The following is a 14,371-nucleotide window of genomic DNA, read 5'->3' on the forward strand; positions in this document are numbered from 1 at the left end:
CCGTTGCCTCGGGGTCGGCGGCAGGTGTGGGGGTGAGGCGGATCGTGCCACCGTGCAGGTCGACGTCGTCCGTCGCGGCATGGGCACCGTCTTCAAGGAGTGCGAGCACCCTGAGTCGAGGTGGAGCCGGTGCCCGCACGAGTACAAGATCCGGTACCGCAACGCGGCCGGGAAGCAGACCGAGGAGTCGGGCTTCTCCGCCCAGGACAAGGTGAAGGCCCGGCTCGCCGAGGTGTACCAGGCCCGGAAGAACGCCCCGCAGAGCCAGCGCAAGGCGGAGCGGATCCAGAAGTACGGGCCGATGCAGTTCGGGCCTTACGTGGAGGAGTGGAGGGCCAGCCAGCGTCACCTCGGCGCGGCTCCCTCCGGCACCCCGATTCGCTGCTGGAGCACCACCTCTACCCGGCCTTCCGCAGCCGGCGGATGGGTACCTTCGACCACAAGGTCGTCGAGGCCTTCATCCGGACCATGGAGCGCAACGGTGTCGGCCTGGCCACCCAGTCCAACGCCTTCGACAAGCTCAAGGCGATCCTCCTCGACGCCCACCGCCTCGGCCTCTACGACGAGAACCCGTTCGACGGCGTCAAGCCGCCCCAGTACGACCCGAAGCGCGCCGTCATCCCCTCCCAGGCCGAGCTCCAGGCGATACGCGCCGCCGGCGACGACACCTTCCGCCTGGTGGTCGACCTGATGAGCGGCTGCGGTCTGCGCAACGGGGAGGCCTTCGCCGTGAACCTCACCAACATCGTCGCCGACGACGTCTACCGCGTCACCGAGCAGGTCAACCAGACCACCAAGGACCACTCGCCCCTCAAGCACCGCAAAGTGGGTGAGTATCGCGACGTCCCGTGTGAGCATCGCTGCGAACAGCTCCTGCTGCCACCGCGCCCCATTCCCGTCCTCGGCGTCCGTCGAGGCCATCGCCCCGCGCAGTGCCGCCAGCCGGTCGGCCGGGGCCAGGCCCTCGTCGGCGAGCCGGAGTAGGCGTACCCGACGAGCCGGGCCTGGGCGCCCGGCGGTGGCCGGTCAGGCAGTGCCTCGCGGCGGCGTGTTGCCGCGAGGGAACATCCTGGCCGCGGAGGTGCCCAGGCCAGTGGGCCCGCCCAGGACCGGTTGTGTCCCGGTGGCCGCGGTGGCGCGCTGGGCCTGGTAGCGCTGCTCGGTCGACGGGTCCACGGGCTCGTCGCCGAACAGGCTGCTCAGCTGTGCGGACACGGCCGGCTGCACGGGGACGCGGCTGCCGAGGCGGCGTTCGTGGTAGCGCTCCATGATCGGCACGTACAGCAGGCCGGCGCGGCCGTAGTGCACCAGACTGTCGTGCGCCCCGCTCGCCACCAGGTCATCGATCAGATCGAGGTAGATCGAGTGGTAGGCCCTCTGCCGCCGGGACGCCAACTGCTGGTTGGCGGTGGGCTGGTGGACATCAAGGCGATAGACGTCCAGGGCGGACTTGGCCAGGTCCATGGAGATGGCGTCGGCGATGGAACTGTCCATCAGCCAGCTGAACGAGGCGGGGCCGGTGTCGCAGATGCGGGCCAGCCCGATGCTGCAGCCGTAGTTGTTGGCGGAGTTCATCCGGTAGACGCTGGCGTCCCATGCCGACGGGGAGTCGTTGAGCTGGGCGTGCAGGCCGACCTGCCCGTTGGTGGGGGCGTGGTCGAGTTTCTCGACGTACTGGAAGAAGTACTCCCGGACCAGGGCGAGCAGCGCGTGCACCGCGTCGTGCCCCCAGCCCTGCTCGTCCATGGCGGCGACGACGTCGGCGGCCGAACGGCCGTACATGCGGAAGTCGCCGCGCACCAGGTCCAACGGCGGGATGCAGATGTCGTCGCAGATCGTGCTCAGGGCGACGTAGTGCAGGACGGCCGGCTGGCTCGCGTACCGCTCGCCGCACCAGGTGGCCATCCACTGAAGGGTGTCCCGGCAGGCGTAGGCCACCACCTCCGCGGCCGTGGTGTCGCCCTTCTTCGCCCAGTCGGAATAGTCGATCCTCGTTCCTTCTCCGGCATCGACCCTGGCCACGACGGCTCGGAGGAGAGGCCAGAGGTTCGCCTCGTGGGACTTCGAGGTACCCGCCTCGTAGCCGCCACCTCCCATGAGGAGAAACAGGTTCGCAGTGTCCTTGTTGTACCGGGACCGCGCCGAACGGGGGACCGATGGCGCTGGAGTGCTCCTGGGGTAGTGCAGAAACGTGCACGCCACGGTCTCGCGGCAGGACGGGCCGCACCACATCAGGTGCGCCGAATCGAGCAACTCCGCTGTGGTGCGGGACCGGGCCAGCCCACGCAACGCCTCCGTCGCCGACTGCCGGTAGTGCAGGAGGTCCACGCACACCGGAGCGCGACCGCTGCCCACCGGCCCCACGACAGGCACCGATAGCGGGCGCACCGTCCGGGCGCCCAGAACGGTGGCGAACTCCGAGGCCGGAGGTGCCCCTTCCCAGAGCGCACCGACCCTGCCGGCCGAAAACCTCATCTGCTCATCGAGCATGCCCATGTTCGTCACCGGACCGGTCTATCGCCCAGGCTGCGCACACGGGGTGATCAAGTACTTTCCTCACTCGAACGAGCTAGTGTGATGCGGCCCTAGGTGTTCTGTCCCGTGAGGTTGGGGATGCGGCTGGCGGGTGGCTTGCCTGCGAGTGCGGTGTGTCCGCGGTGGTGATTGTAGGTGTGGAGCCAGGCCAGGTAGGCGTCGCGGCGTTCCTGTTCGGTGCGGTAGGGCCGTGCGTAGGCCCACTCGTCGAGCAGGGTGCGGTTGAAGCGTTCGACCTTGCCGTTGGTCTGCGGCCGGTAGGGCCGGGTTCGCTTGTGTGCGATGCCCTCGGCGGCGAGGGCATCGCGCCAGGCGTGTGACTTGTAGCAGGCGCCGTTGTCGGTCATCACCCGCTGGACGGTGATCCCGGCCCGGGCGAAGAAGGCGTTCGCCCGGGCCCGGAATGCGGCGGCGGTGTCCTTGCGTTCGTCGGGCAGGATCTCGCTGTAGGCCAGGCGGGAGTGGTCGTCGACGGCGTTGTGCAGGTAGCTGTAGCCGGCCCCGGAGCGAGTCCTGCGGCCGGCCTGGCGGCCCAGGGACCTGTGGCCGCCGCCGTCTGGGATGTTGCCGAGCTTCTTGATGTCGACGTGGACCAGCTCGCCCGGTGCGGCGCGTTCGTAGCGCCGCACCGGGCGAGCGGTGGCGCGGTCGAGGTGCGCGAGTCGGGCGAGCCGGTAGCGGGTCAGGACCCGGTGCACGGTGGCCGGGTTGAGTCGCAGCAGGTAGGCGATGCGGGCCGGTCCCCAGCGGCGCAGGACGCGGACCTTGACGATCCGCCGCTCGGTGCGGGACGGCAACCGGCGGGGGCTGCGGTGCGGGCGGCTGGAGCGGTCGCTCATGCCCGCCTCGCCGTGGGCGCGGTAGCGGTCGGCCCAGCGCTTGGCCGTGGTCGGTGAGACCTGGAAGCGCTCGGCCGCCCGCCGCAGTGGCCAGCCGTCCTCGACGACGCAGCGGGCCAGGCGCAGGCGTCCGGTCTCGGTCAACGGTGCGTTACGGTGTGGCATGAGGGCCTTTCTGGGAGCCGGTGCAGATGTCGCAATCCACACCGAGCCAGAAGGCCCTCACTCATTTCAAGATCACCACGCCGTGAGCCCCGTCACCAACCTCCGTGGTCAATACAGCTAGGGCATCGAGCGGCGCATAGAAGTCATTGCGCATGACCAAGAGCACAGTGACAGCGGCGGAAGAGCCGCCCAGCTCCACGAGCTGGTCTACCGCCCGTAGACGCCTGTCGTCGGCACGCTGGTGCGAGTCGAGGACAGGCTGTGTGAGGAGTTCCTCGAACTGGTCGATCACCAGCAGAAGATGGTCGTAATCGGGCTCGGCAGCCAGGCGGGACTCGGCTGCTGCAACCAGGCCGTCGGCGGCGGCACCTGGCAGCCCTGCGCTCTCCAGCTCTGTGAGAAGGTCCTGGCCCGGGCGGGCGCACAGGGGCAGCCAACGGTCGCTGCCCGGGATCGCTCCCTCAGCCAACGCGGGCAGGACACCCGCGTTGATAAGCGACGACTTCCCTGCCTGCTGAGAACGTGGCTCGCCGAGCGATCCGCCCGATGGCCCTCCACGACCAACCCCCACCTTTTGCTCAGTCGCCAGACCGCTGTGAACGACAGCAACGCTGCGCTGTCGGACCTGTCAACCAAGAAGCCTTTCATGTCAATTGGCGTACGAGCATCCGCGCTGCGGGCCGACCGGATCCTCGACGAGGCCAAGCACACCGCCGACCCGATCCACCTCATCAGAGCCTTCGGCATCGCGCCGAATACCGCGATGCACTACTTTCGCGCAGCTCACCCCGCCCAGTTCCGTCCCGACCCCATCGCGCCGTGAGCTGTACATCCGGGCTGAGCCAAGGCTGTGGTGGCTTCGGGCCCTGTCTTCGCCGCGGACTGAATTTGGCTCTGCCCGCAGTTCCCCAAACGATCTTGCGCCTGGTGTAATGCCACGGTGATGTCGAGCGCCGGGGATCGAGGTGGCCCGGTGCGAGCGGGGACGGGTGAGCAGATGGCGGAAGCAGAGCCTCGGAGTGCTGTAACGGAGCCGGCGCCGGTGGACTGGGAACTGATGCCCCTGGAAGGCGTCGGGCCGTTGTGCTTCGGCATGCGTGTCACGGAGGTCGCAGCAGTACTGCTGGGCATGACCGAGGTGCGTCGGTTCCAGGCTGACCCATCGTTTCCGGAGACCCTGGGCGTGGAGTTCGGCACGGGGCCCGCGGAGCCTGCCGTGTACGCCTACTTCGTCGGCGGCCGGCTCTTCTGCGTCGCGGTCGACGCGGTCCACGGACCCCAGGTGACGCTATGGGGAAGGGAGTTGACCGCCTGCGTCCCAGCCGACCTGGAACGGTTCCTTGCGCACGCTCATGACTGCGGGGTGATCAATGTGTCCTACGGTCCGCGAGGGAACCCCGGAGCCAACGGGCTCGGTCTGGTCGTGCGGGTCCAGGAGGTCGCTGGCGGCGACGTGGTGACCCGGCCAGTCATGGTAGGTCGGGCCTGGGCCGACCGGTGCACCGACGACTGGGAAGGCGCGATCCCGGAATGCGAATGGGTGGGCCGTCAGTGGACCTACCCAGGCCATTCAGAGCACTGGCCCCCGCCTGGCTACACGCCGAATTGGAATGGTTGGCAACCTCCCCGACGGATGTCTGCTGCAGGCGCCGGATCCTCGAGTACCGTGCGAACCCGCTGGTAACTGGCAGTTGCTGCCTCCAGGGCCAGCGGGTTCGTTGTCTCAGCCCTCCGGGATTCAGCGAACTGGTCGGATTTTGGGTTGGGTCGTCTCCCAGACACCAGGGGCAGCGTTCCACGTCGCCAGCGGAGGCGGCGACGGCCGGGGAGGTGAGCAGGCCTCGTACATTTCTCGACCACCAGGAGGTGCGGGCGCAGGGCCTCGACGGCGCGGGCCACGTGCAGCCAAAGACCGGATCGGGTTTCAGGGTTGAGCCCGGCGCGGCGGCCGGCGACCGAGACGTCTTTGACAGGGGAAGCCTGCCGTGAGGACGCACACCCGCGGAACGTCAGCCCAGTCGATGGTGGTGATGTCGCCCAGGTTCGGCACACCGGGCCAGTGGCGGGACAGGATCGCGGACGGGCCGGGTTCGCTCTCGGCGTGCCAGAGGACGGAGCCGCCGAACGAGGCCAGCACCCCCAGGTCGAGACCGCCGTACCCGCTGCACAGACTCCCGATCAGTGGGCCGCGGCCTGCAGCCGGGAATGCGAGCGTCATCGCAGGCTCCGCGGGCCATGAGCGGCAGGCAAAGGTGGTGTCGGCGCAGGGTTGGTCAATCGCACCGCAACAGGCGGGCGGCGGCAGATTGGCTCAGCGCGGCTTGACGGCGCAGGTCCTCGGATGGCGGCAGGAGATGCAGGGTGGCCTGGTCCATGGTGCGGGCACCGTGACGGAGTGGATGTGGTCGGGTGCGTGGCGGACGGCGACCCAGCGACAGGCGGCGGTGTCGCCTTCGGGGGCGATGCCGGTGGCGTGGACGATGCGGCGGGCGATGGTGGCCCACTCGGCGTCGTCAAGGTGGCGGTCACCGGGGGCGGTACGGACGGAGCAGTGCCAGATCCTGGTGACCGGGGCCTGCTTGCCGAGGGCCTTGACGGGCTGGTCGAGTTGGTTGGCGCGCTTGGCGACTTGGCGCCGTTCCGGGTTGGGGCCGGGGTCGGGTGCGAAGCCGTTCCAGGAGGCGACGAGGTGCTGGTCGGTGTGTTCCTCGTGTTTGCCTGGGCCGAAGAGGTAGTAGGTGAGGGGGAAGGAGCGGTCGGTGCCGGTGCGGAGCTTGGGGATCACCGGCGGACCAGCCAGTTGACCGCGTCGTCGACCGCGTCGATGGAGGCTTCGACGCGGGCCAGGAGGAGGCGCAGGTCGGCGCCCGCCTGGCCGCCGGCGTTGAGGAAGTGCGCTACCTGGTTGAGGTTGTTGCCCACCGCGCCGAGCTGGCGGTTGGACTCCATCAGTTCCTGGATGCCGCGCCGGTAGTCGGCGATGGCCGCGCTGGGGTCGCTGCTCGCGGCGGCGGCCACGGCGGCGGCTGCGGTGTAGCCGCCGGGGGTGAGTTGGGCTCGGGCGGCGGCGCGCTGCAGGAGGGACCACTCGGGGTCGCTGAATCGCGGGCAGATGCGGTTGGTGCGCGGCACGCTCTGGCGCAGGCGTCGGCGGGTGGCAGCACTGGGGGCTTCGGCGGTCGGCTGGGTCTGCTGCTTCTCCTCCTTCGTCGGCACCCCTGGGCCGACTCCCCGGTCGGCGGCAGGCCCCTCTGGGTCTGCCAACGACCGGGGAGCCTCCGCCCCCTTCGGGGCGGGGGCGGGGTAAGGACTCCTTACCCCACAACTTGCTCCGCCAGGAGCCTGATCGCGGTCACTGACTGGTCGAGCTGTGGTGGCGCCTGGGTGGGACGTGCTCATCGGCTGGCCTCGGTGTCGCGCTGGCGGATGTCGAGGAGGAGGTCCTCGACGAAGTCGAGGGCGAGGACGGGGTGGTGGAGGGTCCAGGGGCGGGAGTGCCGGCCGCGCTGGACGCTGCGGGCGCCGTCCGGGCCGGTTTCGACGCGGTGCAGGTGGCCGCGCTGGGTGAGGACGTCCCCGCCGCGCTGACGGAGACGGACGAGCAGCGCGCCGAGGTGCGGGCGTGGCTGTGGCGGGTCGTGATCGCCGACGGCACCCGCGCCCTCACCGCCGCCGGCCGCTGGACCGAGGCCCTGCGCCACATCGAGGAACACCGCGGCATCGGCCGGCGCCTTCTCGACGGCCGCCAGGTGCCGTCCTCGCGTGCGCCACCGCCGGCGACTTGCCCGGCGCCCTCGCGCTGCTGCAGGACACCGAGCCGGGCGACCCGTGGGAGCACGCGGTCACCGCGGTGCTCACCGCGCTGTGCCACCCCGGCGATCCGCGGGCAACCGACCGGGCGATCGGCCACAGCCTCGCCGTCGAACCGGACGAGGGCCTGGCCGTCTTCACCACCCGCCTGGCGCCGACCGCCCTCGACGCCGCCGATCCGGACACGCCCGCCGCCCGAAACCTCCTCGCTCACCTGACCAGCCGAACGGGTGCATCCGGCGACGGCTATGCGCTGCGCGACCTCCTCACCCACGAGGGCGTCCGACGCCGTATCGACCCGATCCAGGGCGCGGCACTCGAACGGGCTCTCGCCGCGTGCGCACTGGGCTCGGCCGCCCTGCCCGACGTCCTGCGCAACCGGCTGGAGGGGGCACTGGGGCAGGCCCAGGAGGTGCTCAACGGATCCCCGTTCGACCCAGCGCGCCCGGAGGAGATCCGCTTGGGCGGCACATCCGAACAGCCTTGGGCGCCAGACCTGTCGGTTACCGCTGGACCACAAATTTGACGATCCGTCAGGAAAGTCAGCAAGGGGTCAGCATCGACCCGACCAGACGCTGTAAGACGCGCTCAGACCTGAGACTCGACGAGCCTTCCGCCGGCATCGTTCCGGTGCTCGGCGCGGCCCCTCGTTCACCCCGTGTGCGACCGGCCGGGGTCCGGCCCTCCGAGTCGGCGGAAGCGGGCCCCGGAATGTTCGGAAGGAGCGTTACCGCAGGTCAGCGCGCCCGGCCGCGTGCCTTCAGCGGAATCGACGGAAGCTCCGGAGCCGGCAGGCGGTCGCCCGGGTAGCCCTCGACGGCGCCGAAGCGGTCGGGGTTCGCGGAGCTCATCCATTCCTCGCGGGCTCGGGTAACGTCTTCGTGAGAACGCCCGACGAAGTTCCACCACATGATGATCTGCTCCTCGAAGGGCGTGCCGCCCAGCAGCACGGCGCGGGCGTCGTCGTCGGTGGTGTTGGTGAGGGTGATGGTGGTGGGGCCGGGGGCGAGGTAGCCGAGTTCGGCGCGCCGCAGCGGGGTGCCGGCGAGGCGGATGTCGCCGTGGTCGACGAGGAGGCCGTGTTCGAAGGCGGGGTCGACGTCGAGGGTGACGGTGGCGTGCGGGCGCAGGTGGATCTCGGCGCCGAGCAGCGGGGTGAAGGTGGGAACGGGGGAGGTGTCCCCGGCGAGGGTGCCGAGGAAGACCCGGGCCTCGCCGCCGCCGTCCAGGGCGACCGGGGCGGGCGCGTGGTGGTGGAAGTCGCGGGCGGTGTGCAGGTGTTCCGCGGGCAGGGCGATCCAGAGCTGGACGCCGTGCAGGACGGTGGTGTCCGGGGTGGAGACCTCGGAGTGGGCGATGCCGTGGCCGGAGGTCATCAGGTTCACCTCGCCCGGGCGGACGTACGCGTGCACGCCGTGGCTGTCCCGGTGCTCGATCTCGCCGGTGAACAGCCAGCTGACGGTCTGCAGCCCGGTGTGCGGGTGCGGGGCGACGTCCATGCCGCCGGTGCCCGCGACGTCGTCGGGCCCGTAGTGGTCCACGAAGCACCAGGCGCCGATGAGGGTGCGGGAGCGTTGCGGAAGCGTCCGTCGGACGGTCATCGCGCGGGGGCCGCCGAGCGGGACGTCCCGGGCGGGCAGGACCTCCACCCGTGGGGCAGCGGCGGCGTTCGGCTCGGTGAGGTCGGTCTCGGCGGTGCTCACGGTCGGTCCTCCCATGGACAAGTAGTTCGATATTCAACTACTATGCCATGGCAGAGTGGCGGGCGACAGTGATCAGCCTAAGGAGTCCAGGTGAGTGACGTGACAGTGGTCCCGGCGGACCGGCGGGTGTTCATCGACAAGCAGAGCCCCCAGGCGTTCAAGGCGCTGACGGCGGCCGCCGAGGCGGCGCGCGAGGCCGCGGCGGAGGCCGGGCTGGACCGTCGGCTGGTGGAGCTCGTCAACCTCCGGGTGTCGCAGATCAACGGCTGCGCCTACTGCCTGAACGTGCACACCAGGGCCGCGCTGCGCGAGGGCGAGACCACCCAGCGGCTGGGCGTCCTCCCGGCCTGGCGCGACACCGAGCTGTTCACCGCCCGGGAGCGCGCCGCACTCGCGCTCGCCGAGGCGACCACCCACCCGGCCGACGCGGCCGCGCAGGAGACCGCGTACGGCGCCGCGCGCGAGGCGCTGAACGACGCGGAGATCTCGGCGGTGATCTGGGTGGCGATCACCATCAACTCCTTCAACCGGGTCTCGATCATGAGCAAGCACCCGGTCCGTCCGACGCCCGGTCAGTAGCCGTACGGTGACGGACGACGTGGTGCTGAACCTCTGGCGGCAGCCGCTCGGGGAGGTGCCGGCCGAAGTGTGGGACCGCACCGACCTCACCGTGCTCATCCTCGCCGAGACCGGAATTTCCGAACTCTCCACAGCCATCGGTCGGTTGACCGGGCTGCGGACCCTCGACCTCGGGCACAACCGGATCGCCGCGCTGCCCGCCGAGCTGGGAGACCTCACCGGGCTCGGCGACTTCCTCTACCTCCACGACAACGAGCTCACCGCCCTGCCCGACTCCCTCGGGCGGCTCACCGCGCTGCGCTACCTCAACGCCGGCGAGAACCGGCTCACCGAACTGCCCGCCGCCATCGGCGGGATGGCCTCACTGGTCGAACTCCGCGCGCAGCACAACCGGCTCGGCGCGCTGCCCGGGACGATCGGCGAGCTCGGCGCATTGCGCGAACTCTGGCTCCGGGGCAACGAGTTGACCGGTCTGCCGGACTCCGTGGCGCGGCTCGCCGAGCTGCGTGAGCTGGAGCTGAGGGAGAACGCCCTCGCCGAGGTCCCGGCGGTACTCGCCGGGCTGCCGCAGCTGCGCCGCCTCGACCTGCGCGGCAACCGGATCACCGAACTGCCGCACTGGCTGGCCGAACCGACCGCACTGCCCGCGCTGGAGAAGCTCGACCTGCGGTGGAACGAGGTGCGGCCCTCCGTGCGGCTGCTGGACGCGCTCGGTGCGCGCGGGTGCGCGGTGCTGCACTGAGCCGGCGGGCGGGGATCACCGGCAGAGGTCGCCGAAAGTCGCCGAAAGTCGCCGGAAGTCGCCGAAAAAAGATCAACAGGGCTGCCGTGGACCTGCTACCGTGGCACACATGAAGCGCGCTGCACTCGTCACGACGACGCCGGAGAGAGTCCCGGCGCGCTGACCGTTGAGCCAGTTCGAAGCCCCGGGGCGAGTGCCCCGGGGCTTCGCCGTTCCCGGACCCACTCGCCCGCGAATCCGAGTGGAGACCACACCGATGAACGAACACCTCCTGATCGACGGCCCGTTGAACGACGGTGCGCCGGCCGACGGCCCGCTGAACGACGACGCTCCGGCCGACGGCCGCGCGCACGAGCTCCCCGCCCATGACCACCGCAGGCTCGGCCGCGAACTCGACCTCTTCGACACCGATCCGCTGATGGGCTCCGGCCTGCCGTACTGGCTGCCCGGCGGCGCCGCGATCCGGCACACCCTGGAGGAGTTCATCCGCGGCGCCGAGCGCCGGGCCGGCTACCGTCACGTCTACTCCCCGGTGCTCGGCAAGCGCGAGCTGTACGAGATCTCCGGCCACTGGGCGCACTACCGCGACGACATGTACCCGCCCATGCAACTGGGCTCGGAGGAGATGGTGCTGCGGCCCAGCCTCTGTCCGCACCACGCGCTGATCTTCCGCTCCCGCTCCCACAGCTACCGTGAACTGCCACTGCGGATGGCAGAGTTGGGCGGCATGTACCGCTCCGAACTGTCCGGTGTGCTGGGCGGGCTGACCAGGGTCCGGGCGATCCAGCTGAACGACGCGCACGTGTTCTGCACCCCGGAGCAGGCCGCCGACGAGGCTGTCGCCGCACTGGAGTTGATCCGCGAGGCGCACCGGGCGCTCGGCGTCGTACCCGTCCGCTACCGGCTCTCGCTGCCCGGCGGGGGCGGCAAGTACGTGGCGGACCCGGCCCTTTGGGAGCGTGCCACCGCGCTGCTCACCGACGTGCTGGAGCGCTCCGGGGTGCCGTTCGAGGCCGCGGAGGGCGAGGCCGCGTTCTACGGGCCCAAGATCGACGTGCAGATCGCCGACGGCGCCGGGCGGGAGTTCACCCTCTCCACCGTGCAGATCGACTTCCACCAGCCCGAGCGGTTCAACCTGCACTACATCGGCCCGGACGGAGCCAAGCACCGCCCGGTGATGGTGCACCGCAGCGTGATCGGCAGCGTCGAGCGTGTGGTCGCCCACCTCATAGAGCTGTACGGCGGCGCGTTCCCGGTTTGGCTCGCGCCGGTCCAGGTCGTCCTGGTGCCGATCTCTGAGGCCGAGGTGCCACAGGCCGAACGGCTCCGGCAGCGCTGCCTCGACCTGGGGCTGCGTGCCGAGGTCACCGGGCCCGAGCACGGCACCCTCGGCGCCCGGATCCGGGAGGCCCGGCTGGTGCCCTACCAGGCGGTGATCGGTGCCAAGGAGGCCGTGGACGACCGGGTCGCGCTGCGGCTGCGGGACGGCCGGCGGCTGGAGCCGCTGGCGGCCGAGGAGGCGTGGGCGAGGATCGGCTCGCTGGTGGCCGCGTGCAGCGCCGAGCTGTGGGAGGACGGCGCCGAGGCCTGATCCGGCCCGCTGCAGTCCGCCGCTGACCGTCGGGCCTGGTGCCCGGCGGTCAGTAGGACTGCAGCTCGATCAGGTGGCCGTCGGGGTCGCGCAGATGGGCGCTGCGCAGGTTCGGCCCCCACTCCGGGCGGTCGGTCGCCGCGACGGCCAGGGTGCCGCCGTGGCGCAGGCAGAGGTCGAGGGCGGCGTCCACCTCGTCCACGCGGAAGACCAGCATCGCGGCGTCCTGCGCGGGTGCGGCGGGGAGGGCCGGCCGGTCCGTGGTGCCGAGGGTGGCGGCCATCGCGGCGCGGTCGTAGAGCACCAGGGCGGCCTGGTCGGCGACGTCCCAGTTGGCGTACGGGCCCTCGGGCGCGCCCTTGACCAGGGTGGCGCCGGTGAGCGGCGGGAGGACTGCGCAGTAGAAGGCGAAGCACTCGGCGAAGCGGGTGACGAGCAGGCGGGGGTACGGGGCGTCCACGGTCGAACTCCTGGGGTCGGTCGGCTTGGCCCGGAATTAGTGGGTCGAGACCCACTATAGGGAGAGTCCCTAGAATTCCGCCATGAGCTCCGAGACCCCGCCCGCCGAGACCCCGGCCCCCGATGCCCCGGTCGCCGATCTCCCACCGACCCTGCTGGACCTGAGCACCTATCTGCTCTCCCGGGTCGGCAAGGCGGCGCGCGGCCGGTTCGCCGAGCGGCTGGGCGAACGCGGCCTGCGGCTCCGGGACATGGCGGTGTTGGCCTCGCTCGCCGACTTCGGCCCGCAGGCCCAGCGGGACCTGGTGCGTCGGCTGGGCATCGACCCGAGCGACCTGGCCAAGGTCGTCGACCAGCTCGCCGCCGCCGGCCACGTGGACCGAGCCAGGGACCGGGCCGACCGGCGGCGGGTCTCGGTCTCGATCACCGACGCCGGTCGGGCGCTGCTCGCCGAACTCGACGCGCAGGCACGGGAGGTGCAGGACCAGGTGCTGGCGCCGCTCGACGAGGGGGAGCGGCGGGTGCTGCAGTCACTGCTGTTGCGGCTCCACCAGGGGCTGGGGGAGCGGCGCAGCGGGCTGTGAGCCCCGGGGGGGCTCAGCTCCTCGGCTGCCCAGTGGCCCGGGCACTCAGGAGATGGGTTGCCCGGGACGCCGGGCGCCCGCGAACTCACCCGCCCAGCGCGGGATTTCGAGCACGTTCTCGACGCGGGCCACCAGTGTCCCGGTGCGCTCGGCGTGGATCATCGCGCCGTCGCCGACGTGGATCCCGACGTGGTGCAGCGGCGCGTCGGGGCGGGAGAAGAACAGCAGGTCGCCCGGGGCGAGCGCATCGCGCGCCACCGGGGCGCTGCGGTTGAACTGGGCGACGGTGTAGTGACCCAGCTCGACGGTGCCTTGGCTGGCCCGGTACCAGCAGTAGAGCGACAGGCCGCTGCAGTCGAAGCCGACCGTCTTCTCGCCCAGGCACACGCCGTTGAGGTAGCCGTTCTCCTCGTCGCAGAACCCGAGGCTCGCGCCGAGGCGGTCACCGCCGCCCCAGGCGTAGGGCACGCCGAGCTGGGCCTCCGCGACGGCGGCGACCCGCAGGCCGAGGGCGTCGGTCGGTGACGCGGTCCTGGCGGGCGTCGCGGCGGGTGTCGCGTGTGCCGCCGGGGCGAGTGCCGGGACCAGCCCGGCCCCGAGCGCGAGGCCGAGCATGCGGCGCCGTCCGACGCCGAGGTCCTGACAGCGGTCCTGCTCCTGGCCATGGCCATGGTCGTGGTCACGGGCGGTCGGTCGTGCTTCCATGAGGCGGCTCCCGGGCGGCGGTCGAGACGGAGGCATGCGGACGGGCACCAGGGTTCCGTCCCGGCCGGGCGGTGCGCCATCACCCGCAACGGTGAATCGTGGGCGCACGGGCCCTGGAACGGCGGGAAGTTCGCGGGTAAATCGTTTGACGGTTGTTCAGGCGGGGCCAACGATGGGCGCGAACGTTCGGTCTGGCCATCGGAGGACCTCATGAGCAGCGCCGTCAAGCTGATCCGCAGCACACGGCTGACCCCGGCCGTCGACTACGCCTACGGGGCGGTGGTCGACGCCCCGGCCCGCTCGCTCTGGCTGGCCGGGGCCTGCCCGCTCGACGAGGACGGCGGGACGGTCGCCGTCGGCGACTACGAGGGGCAGGCCCATCAGGTCATGCGCAACCTGATAACGGTGCTGGAGGAGGCGGGCGCCGGGCTCACCGACATCGCCCGCACCACGGTGTACGTGGCCTCCAGCGACCAGGCGGACCTGGTGAAGGTGTGGGACGTCTACCGCGCGTACATGGCGGAGCACGACGCGCCCAGCACCCTGCTCGGGGTCTCGGTCCTCGGGTACTCGGACCAGCTGGTGGAGGTGGAGGCGGTGGCCGTGCTGCCCTGAGCCGCCTCGGCGCCCCGGCCCGTGCTGAACCGCCGGGCCCGCGC

18 protein-coding genes are annotated in these 14,371 nt (G+C 71.2%); 8 read left to right on the forward strand and 10 right to left on the reverse strand.

Translation table 11 applies throughout. The features are described 5' to 3' along the window. The first annotated feature begins 327 nt into the window (after nucleotides 1–327). Nucleotides 328–984, forward strand: a complete 657-nt coding sequence (locus tag BX285_RS22095) for a hypothetical protein (RefSeq protein WP_183107134.1) — start codon at nucleotides 328–330, stop codon at nucleotides 982–984. 42 nt (nucleotides 985–1,026) lie between these two features. On the opposite strand, the gene BX285_RS22100 is transcribed toward BX285_RS22095, so the two are convergent. The 3 genes from BX285_RS22100 to BX285_RS22110 form a co-directional block, all read right to left on the reverse strand. Then, the gene (locus BX285_RS22100; protein ID WP_147465207.1) at nucleotides 1,027–2,022 is read right to left on the reverse strand and encodes a hypothetical protein; all 996 of its coding nucleotides are present in this window, start codon (nucleotides 2,020–2,022) and stop codon (nucleotides 1,027–1,029) included. 563 nt (nucleotides 2,023–2,585) lie between these two features. Continuing rightward, on the reverse strand, nucleotides 2,586–3,539 hold the full coding sequence (locus tag BX285_RS22105) for an IS481 family transposase (RefSeq protein WP_121176706.1): 954 nt from the start codon (nucleotides 3,537–3,539) through the stop codon (nucleotides 2,586–2,588). A 61-nt stretch (nucleotides 3,540–3,600) separates the two neighbouring features. After that, on the reverse strand, nucleotides 3,601–4,110 hold the full coding sequence (locus BX285_RS22110; RefSeq protein ID WP_398900789.1) for a hypothetical protein: 510 nt from the start codon (nucleotides 4,108–4,110) through the stop codon (nucleotides 3,601–3,603). 24 nt (nucleotides 4,111–4,134) lie between these two features. Between BX285_RS22110 and BX285_RS22115 the strand changes: the two genes are divergently transcribed. After that, nucleotides 4,135–4,362, forward strand: coding sequence for a hypothetical protein (locus BX285_RS22115; protein WP_121176712.1), 228 nt, complete (start codon nucleotides 4,135–4,137; stop codon nucleotides 4,360–4,362). 1,101 nt (nucleotides 4,363–5,463) lie between these two features. Here the strand turns inward: BX285_RS22115 and BX285_RS38565 are convergent. The 4 genes from BX285_RS38565 to BX285_RS22135 form a co-directional block, all read right to left on the reverse strand. Next, nucleotides 5,464–5,757 (reverse strand): DNA cytosine methyltransferase, encoded by a 294-nt coding sequence (locus tag BX285_RS38565; protein WP_259470633.1) that lies wholly within the window; start codon nucleotides 5,755–5,757, stop codon nucleotides 5,464–5,466. 93 nt (nucleotides 5,758–5,850) lie between these two features. Continuing rightward, nucleotides 5,851–6,324 (reverse strand): hypothetical protein, encoded by a 474-nt coding sequence (locus tag BX285_RS22125; protein WP_121176714.1) that lies wholly within the window; start codon nucleotides 6,322–6,324, stop codon nucleotides 5,851–5,853. Continuing rightward, the gene (locus BX285_RS22130) at nucleotides 6,321–6,755 is read right to left on the reverse strand and encodes a MobC family plasmid mobilization relaxosome protein (protein WP_257032960.1); all 435 of its coding nucleotides are present in this window, start codon (nucleotides 6,753–6,755) and stop codon (nucleotides 6,321–6,323) included. The genes BX285_RS22125 and BX285_RS22130 overlap by 4 nt, the downstream gene beginning before the upstream one ends. Nucleotides 6,756–6,934: 179 nt before the next feature. Further along, nucleotides 6,935–7,252 (reverse strand): hypothetical protein, encoded by a 318-nt coding sequence (locus tag BX285_RS22135; RefSeq protein ID WP_259470634.1) that lies wholly within the window; start codon nucleotides 7,250–7,252, stop codon nucleotides 6,935–6,937. A gap of 68 nt (nucleotides 7,253–7,320) precedes the next feature. Here BX285_RS22135 and BX285_RS22140 point away from each other — a divergent pair, with 68 nt between their 5' ends. Beyond that, a complete protein-coding gene (locus BX285_RS22140) occupies nucleotides 7,321–7,875 on the forward strand; it encodes a hypothetical protein (RefSeq protein ID WP_121176716.1) in 555 nt (184 codons plus the stop codon). A gap of 211 nt (nucleotides 7,876–8,086) precedes the next feature. Here BX285_RS22140 and BX285_RS22145 read toward each other — a convergent pair whose 3' ends face one another. Next, entirely contained in the window at nucleotides 8,087–9,067 is a 981-nt protein-coding gene (locus BX285_RS22145) for a pirin family protein (RefSeq protein WP_121176719.1), read from the reverse strand. A gap of 75 nt (nucleotides 9,068–9,142) precedes the next feature. Between BX285_RS22145 and BX285_RS22150 the strand changes: the two genes are divergently transcribed. From BX285_RS22150 to thrS, 3 genes are all read left to right on the forward strand, one after another. Continuing rightward, nucleotides 9,143–9,631: a carboxymuconolactone decarboxylase family protein gene (locus tag BX285_RS22150; protein ID WP_097239580.1), complete on the forward strand. Its 489-nt coding sequence runs from the start codon at nucleotides 9,143–9,145 to the stop codon at nucleotides 9,629–9,631. A gap of 7 nt (nucleotides 9,632–9,638) precedes the next feature. Beyond that, nucleotides 9,639–10,373 carry a leucine-rich repeat domain-containing protein gene (locus tag BX285_RS22155; protein WP_259470637.1) on the forward strand — a complete coding sequence of 245 codons (735 nt, stop codon included), beginning with the start codon at nucleotides 9,639–9,641 and terminating at the stop codon, nucleotides 10,371–10,373. 256 nt (nucleotides 10,374–10,629) lie between these two features. Then, on the forward strand, nucleotides 10,630–11,964 hold the full coding sequence (gene thrS / locus BX285_RS22160; RefSeq protein ID WP_121176721.1) for a threonine--tRNA ligase: 1,335 nt from the start codon (nucleotides 10,630–10,632) through the stop codon (nucleotides 11,962–11,964). 49 nt (nucleotides 11,965–12,013) lie between these two features. On the opposite strand, the gene BX285_RS22165 is transcribed toward thrS, so the two are convergent. Further along, a complete protein-coding gene (locus BX285_RS22165; protein ID WP_121176723.1) occupies nucleotides 12,014–12,424 on the reverse strand; it encodes a VOC family protein in 411 nt (136 codons plus the stop codon). A gap of 82 nt (nucleotides 12,425–12,506) precedes the next feature. Between BX285_RS22165 and BX285_RS22170 the strand changes: the two genes are divergently transcribed. Continuing rightward, complete coding sequence (locus BX285_RS22170; protein ID WP_183107135.1) at nucleotides 12,507–13,007, forward strand: MarR family winged helix-turn-helix transcriptional regulator; 501 nt, start codon at nucleotides 12,507–12,509, stop codon at nucleotides 13,005–13,007. A gap of 45 nt (nucleotides 13,008–13,052) precedes the next feature. On the opposite strand, the gene BX285_RS22175 is transcribed toward BX285_RS22170, so the two are convergent. After that, complete coding sequence (locus tag BX285_RS22175) at nucleotides 13,053–13,712, reverse strand: C40 family peptidase (RefSeq protein WP_218893144.1); 660 nt, start codon at nucleotides 13,710–13,712, stop codon at nucleotides 13,053–13,055. A gap of 210 nt (nucleotides 13,713–13,922) precedes the next feature. Between BX285_RS22175 and BX285_RS22180 the strand changes: the two genes are divergently transcribed. Beyond that, a complete protein-coding gene (locus BX285_RS22180) occupies nucleotides 13,923–14,327 on the forward strand; it encodes a RidA family protein (protein ID WP_097239583.1) in 405 nt (134 codons plus the stop codon). The last annotated feature ends 44 nt before the right edge of the window (nucleotides 14,328–14,371 follow it).

Origin of the sequence: Streptomyces sp. 1114.5 (assembly GCF_003635085.1) — a bacterium.
In the GTDB taxonomy this organism is placed as follows: Bacteria; Actinomycetota; Actinomycetes; order Streptomycetales; family Streptomycetaceae; genus Kitasatospora.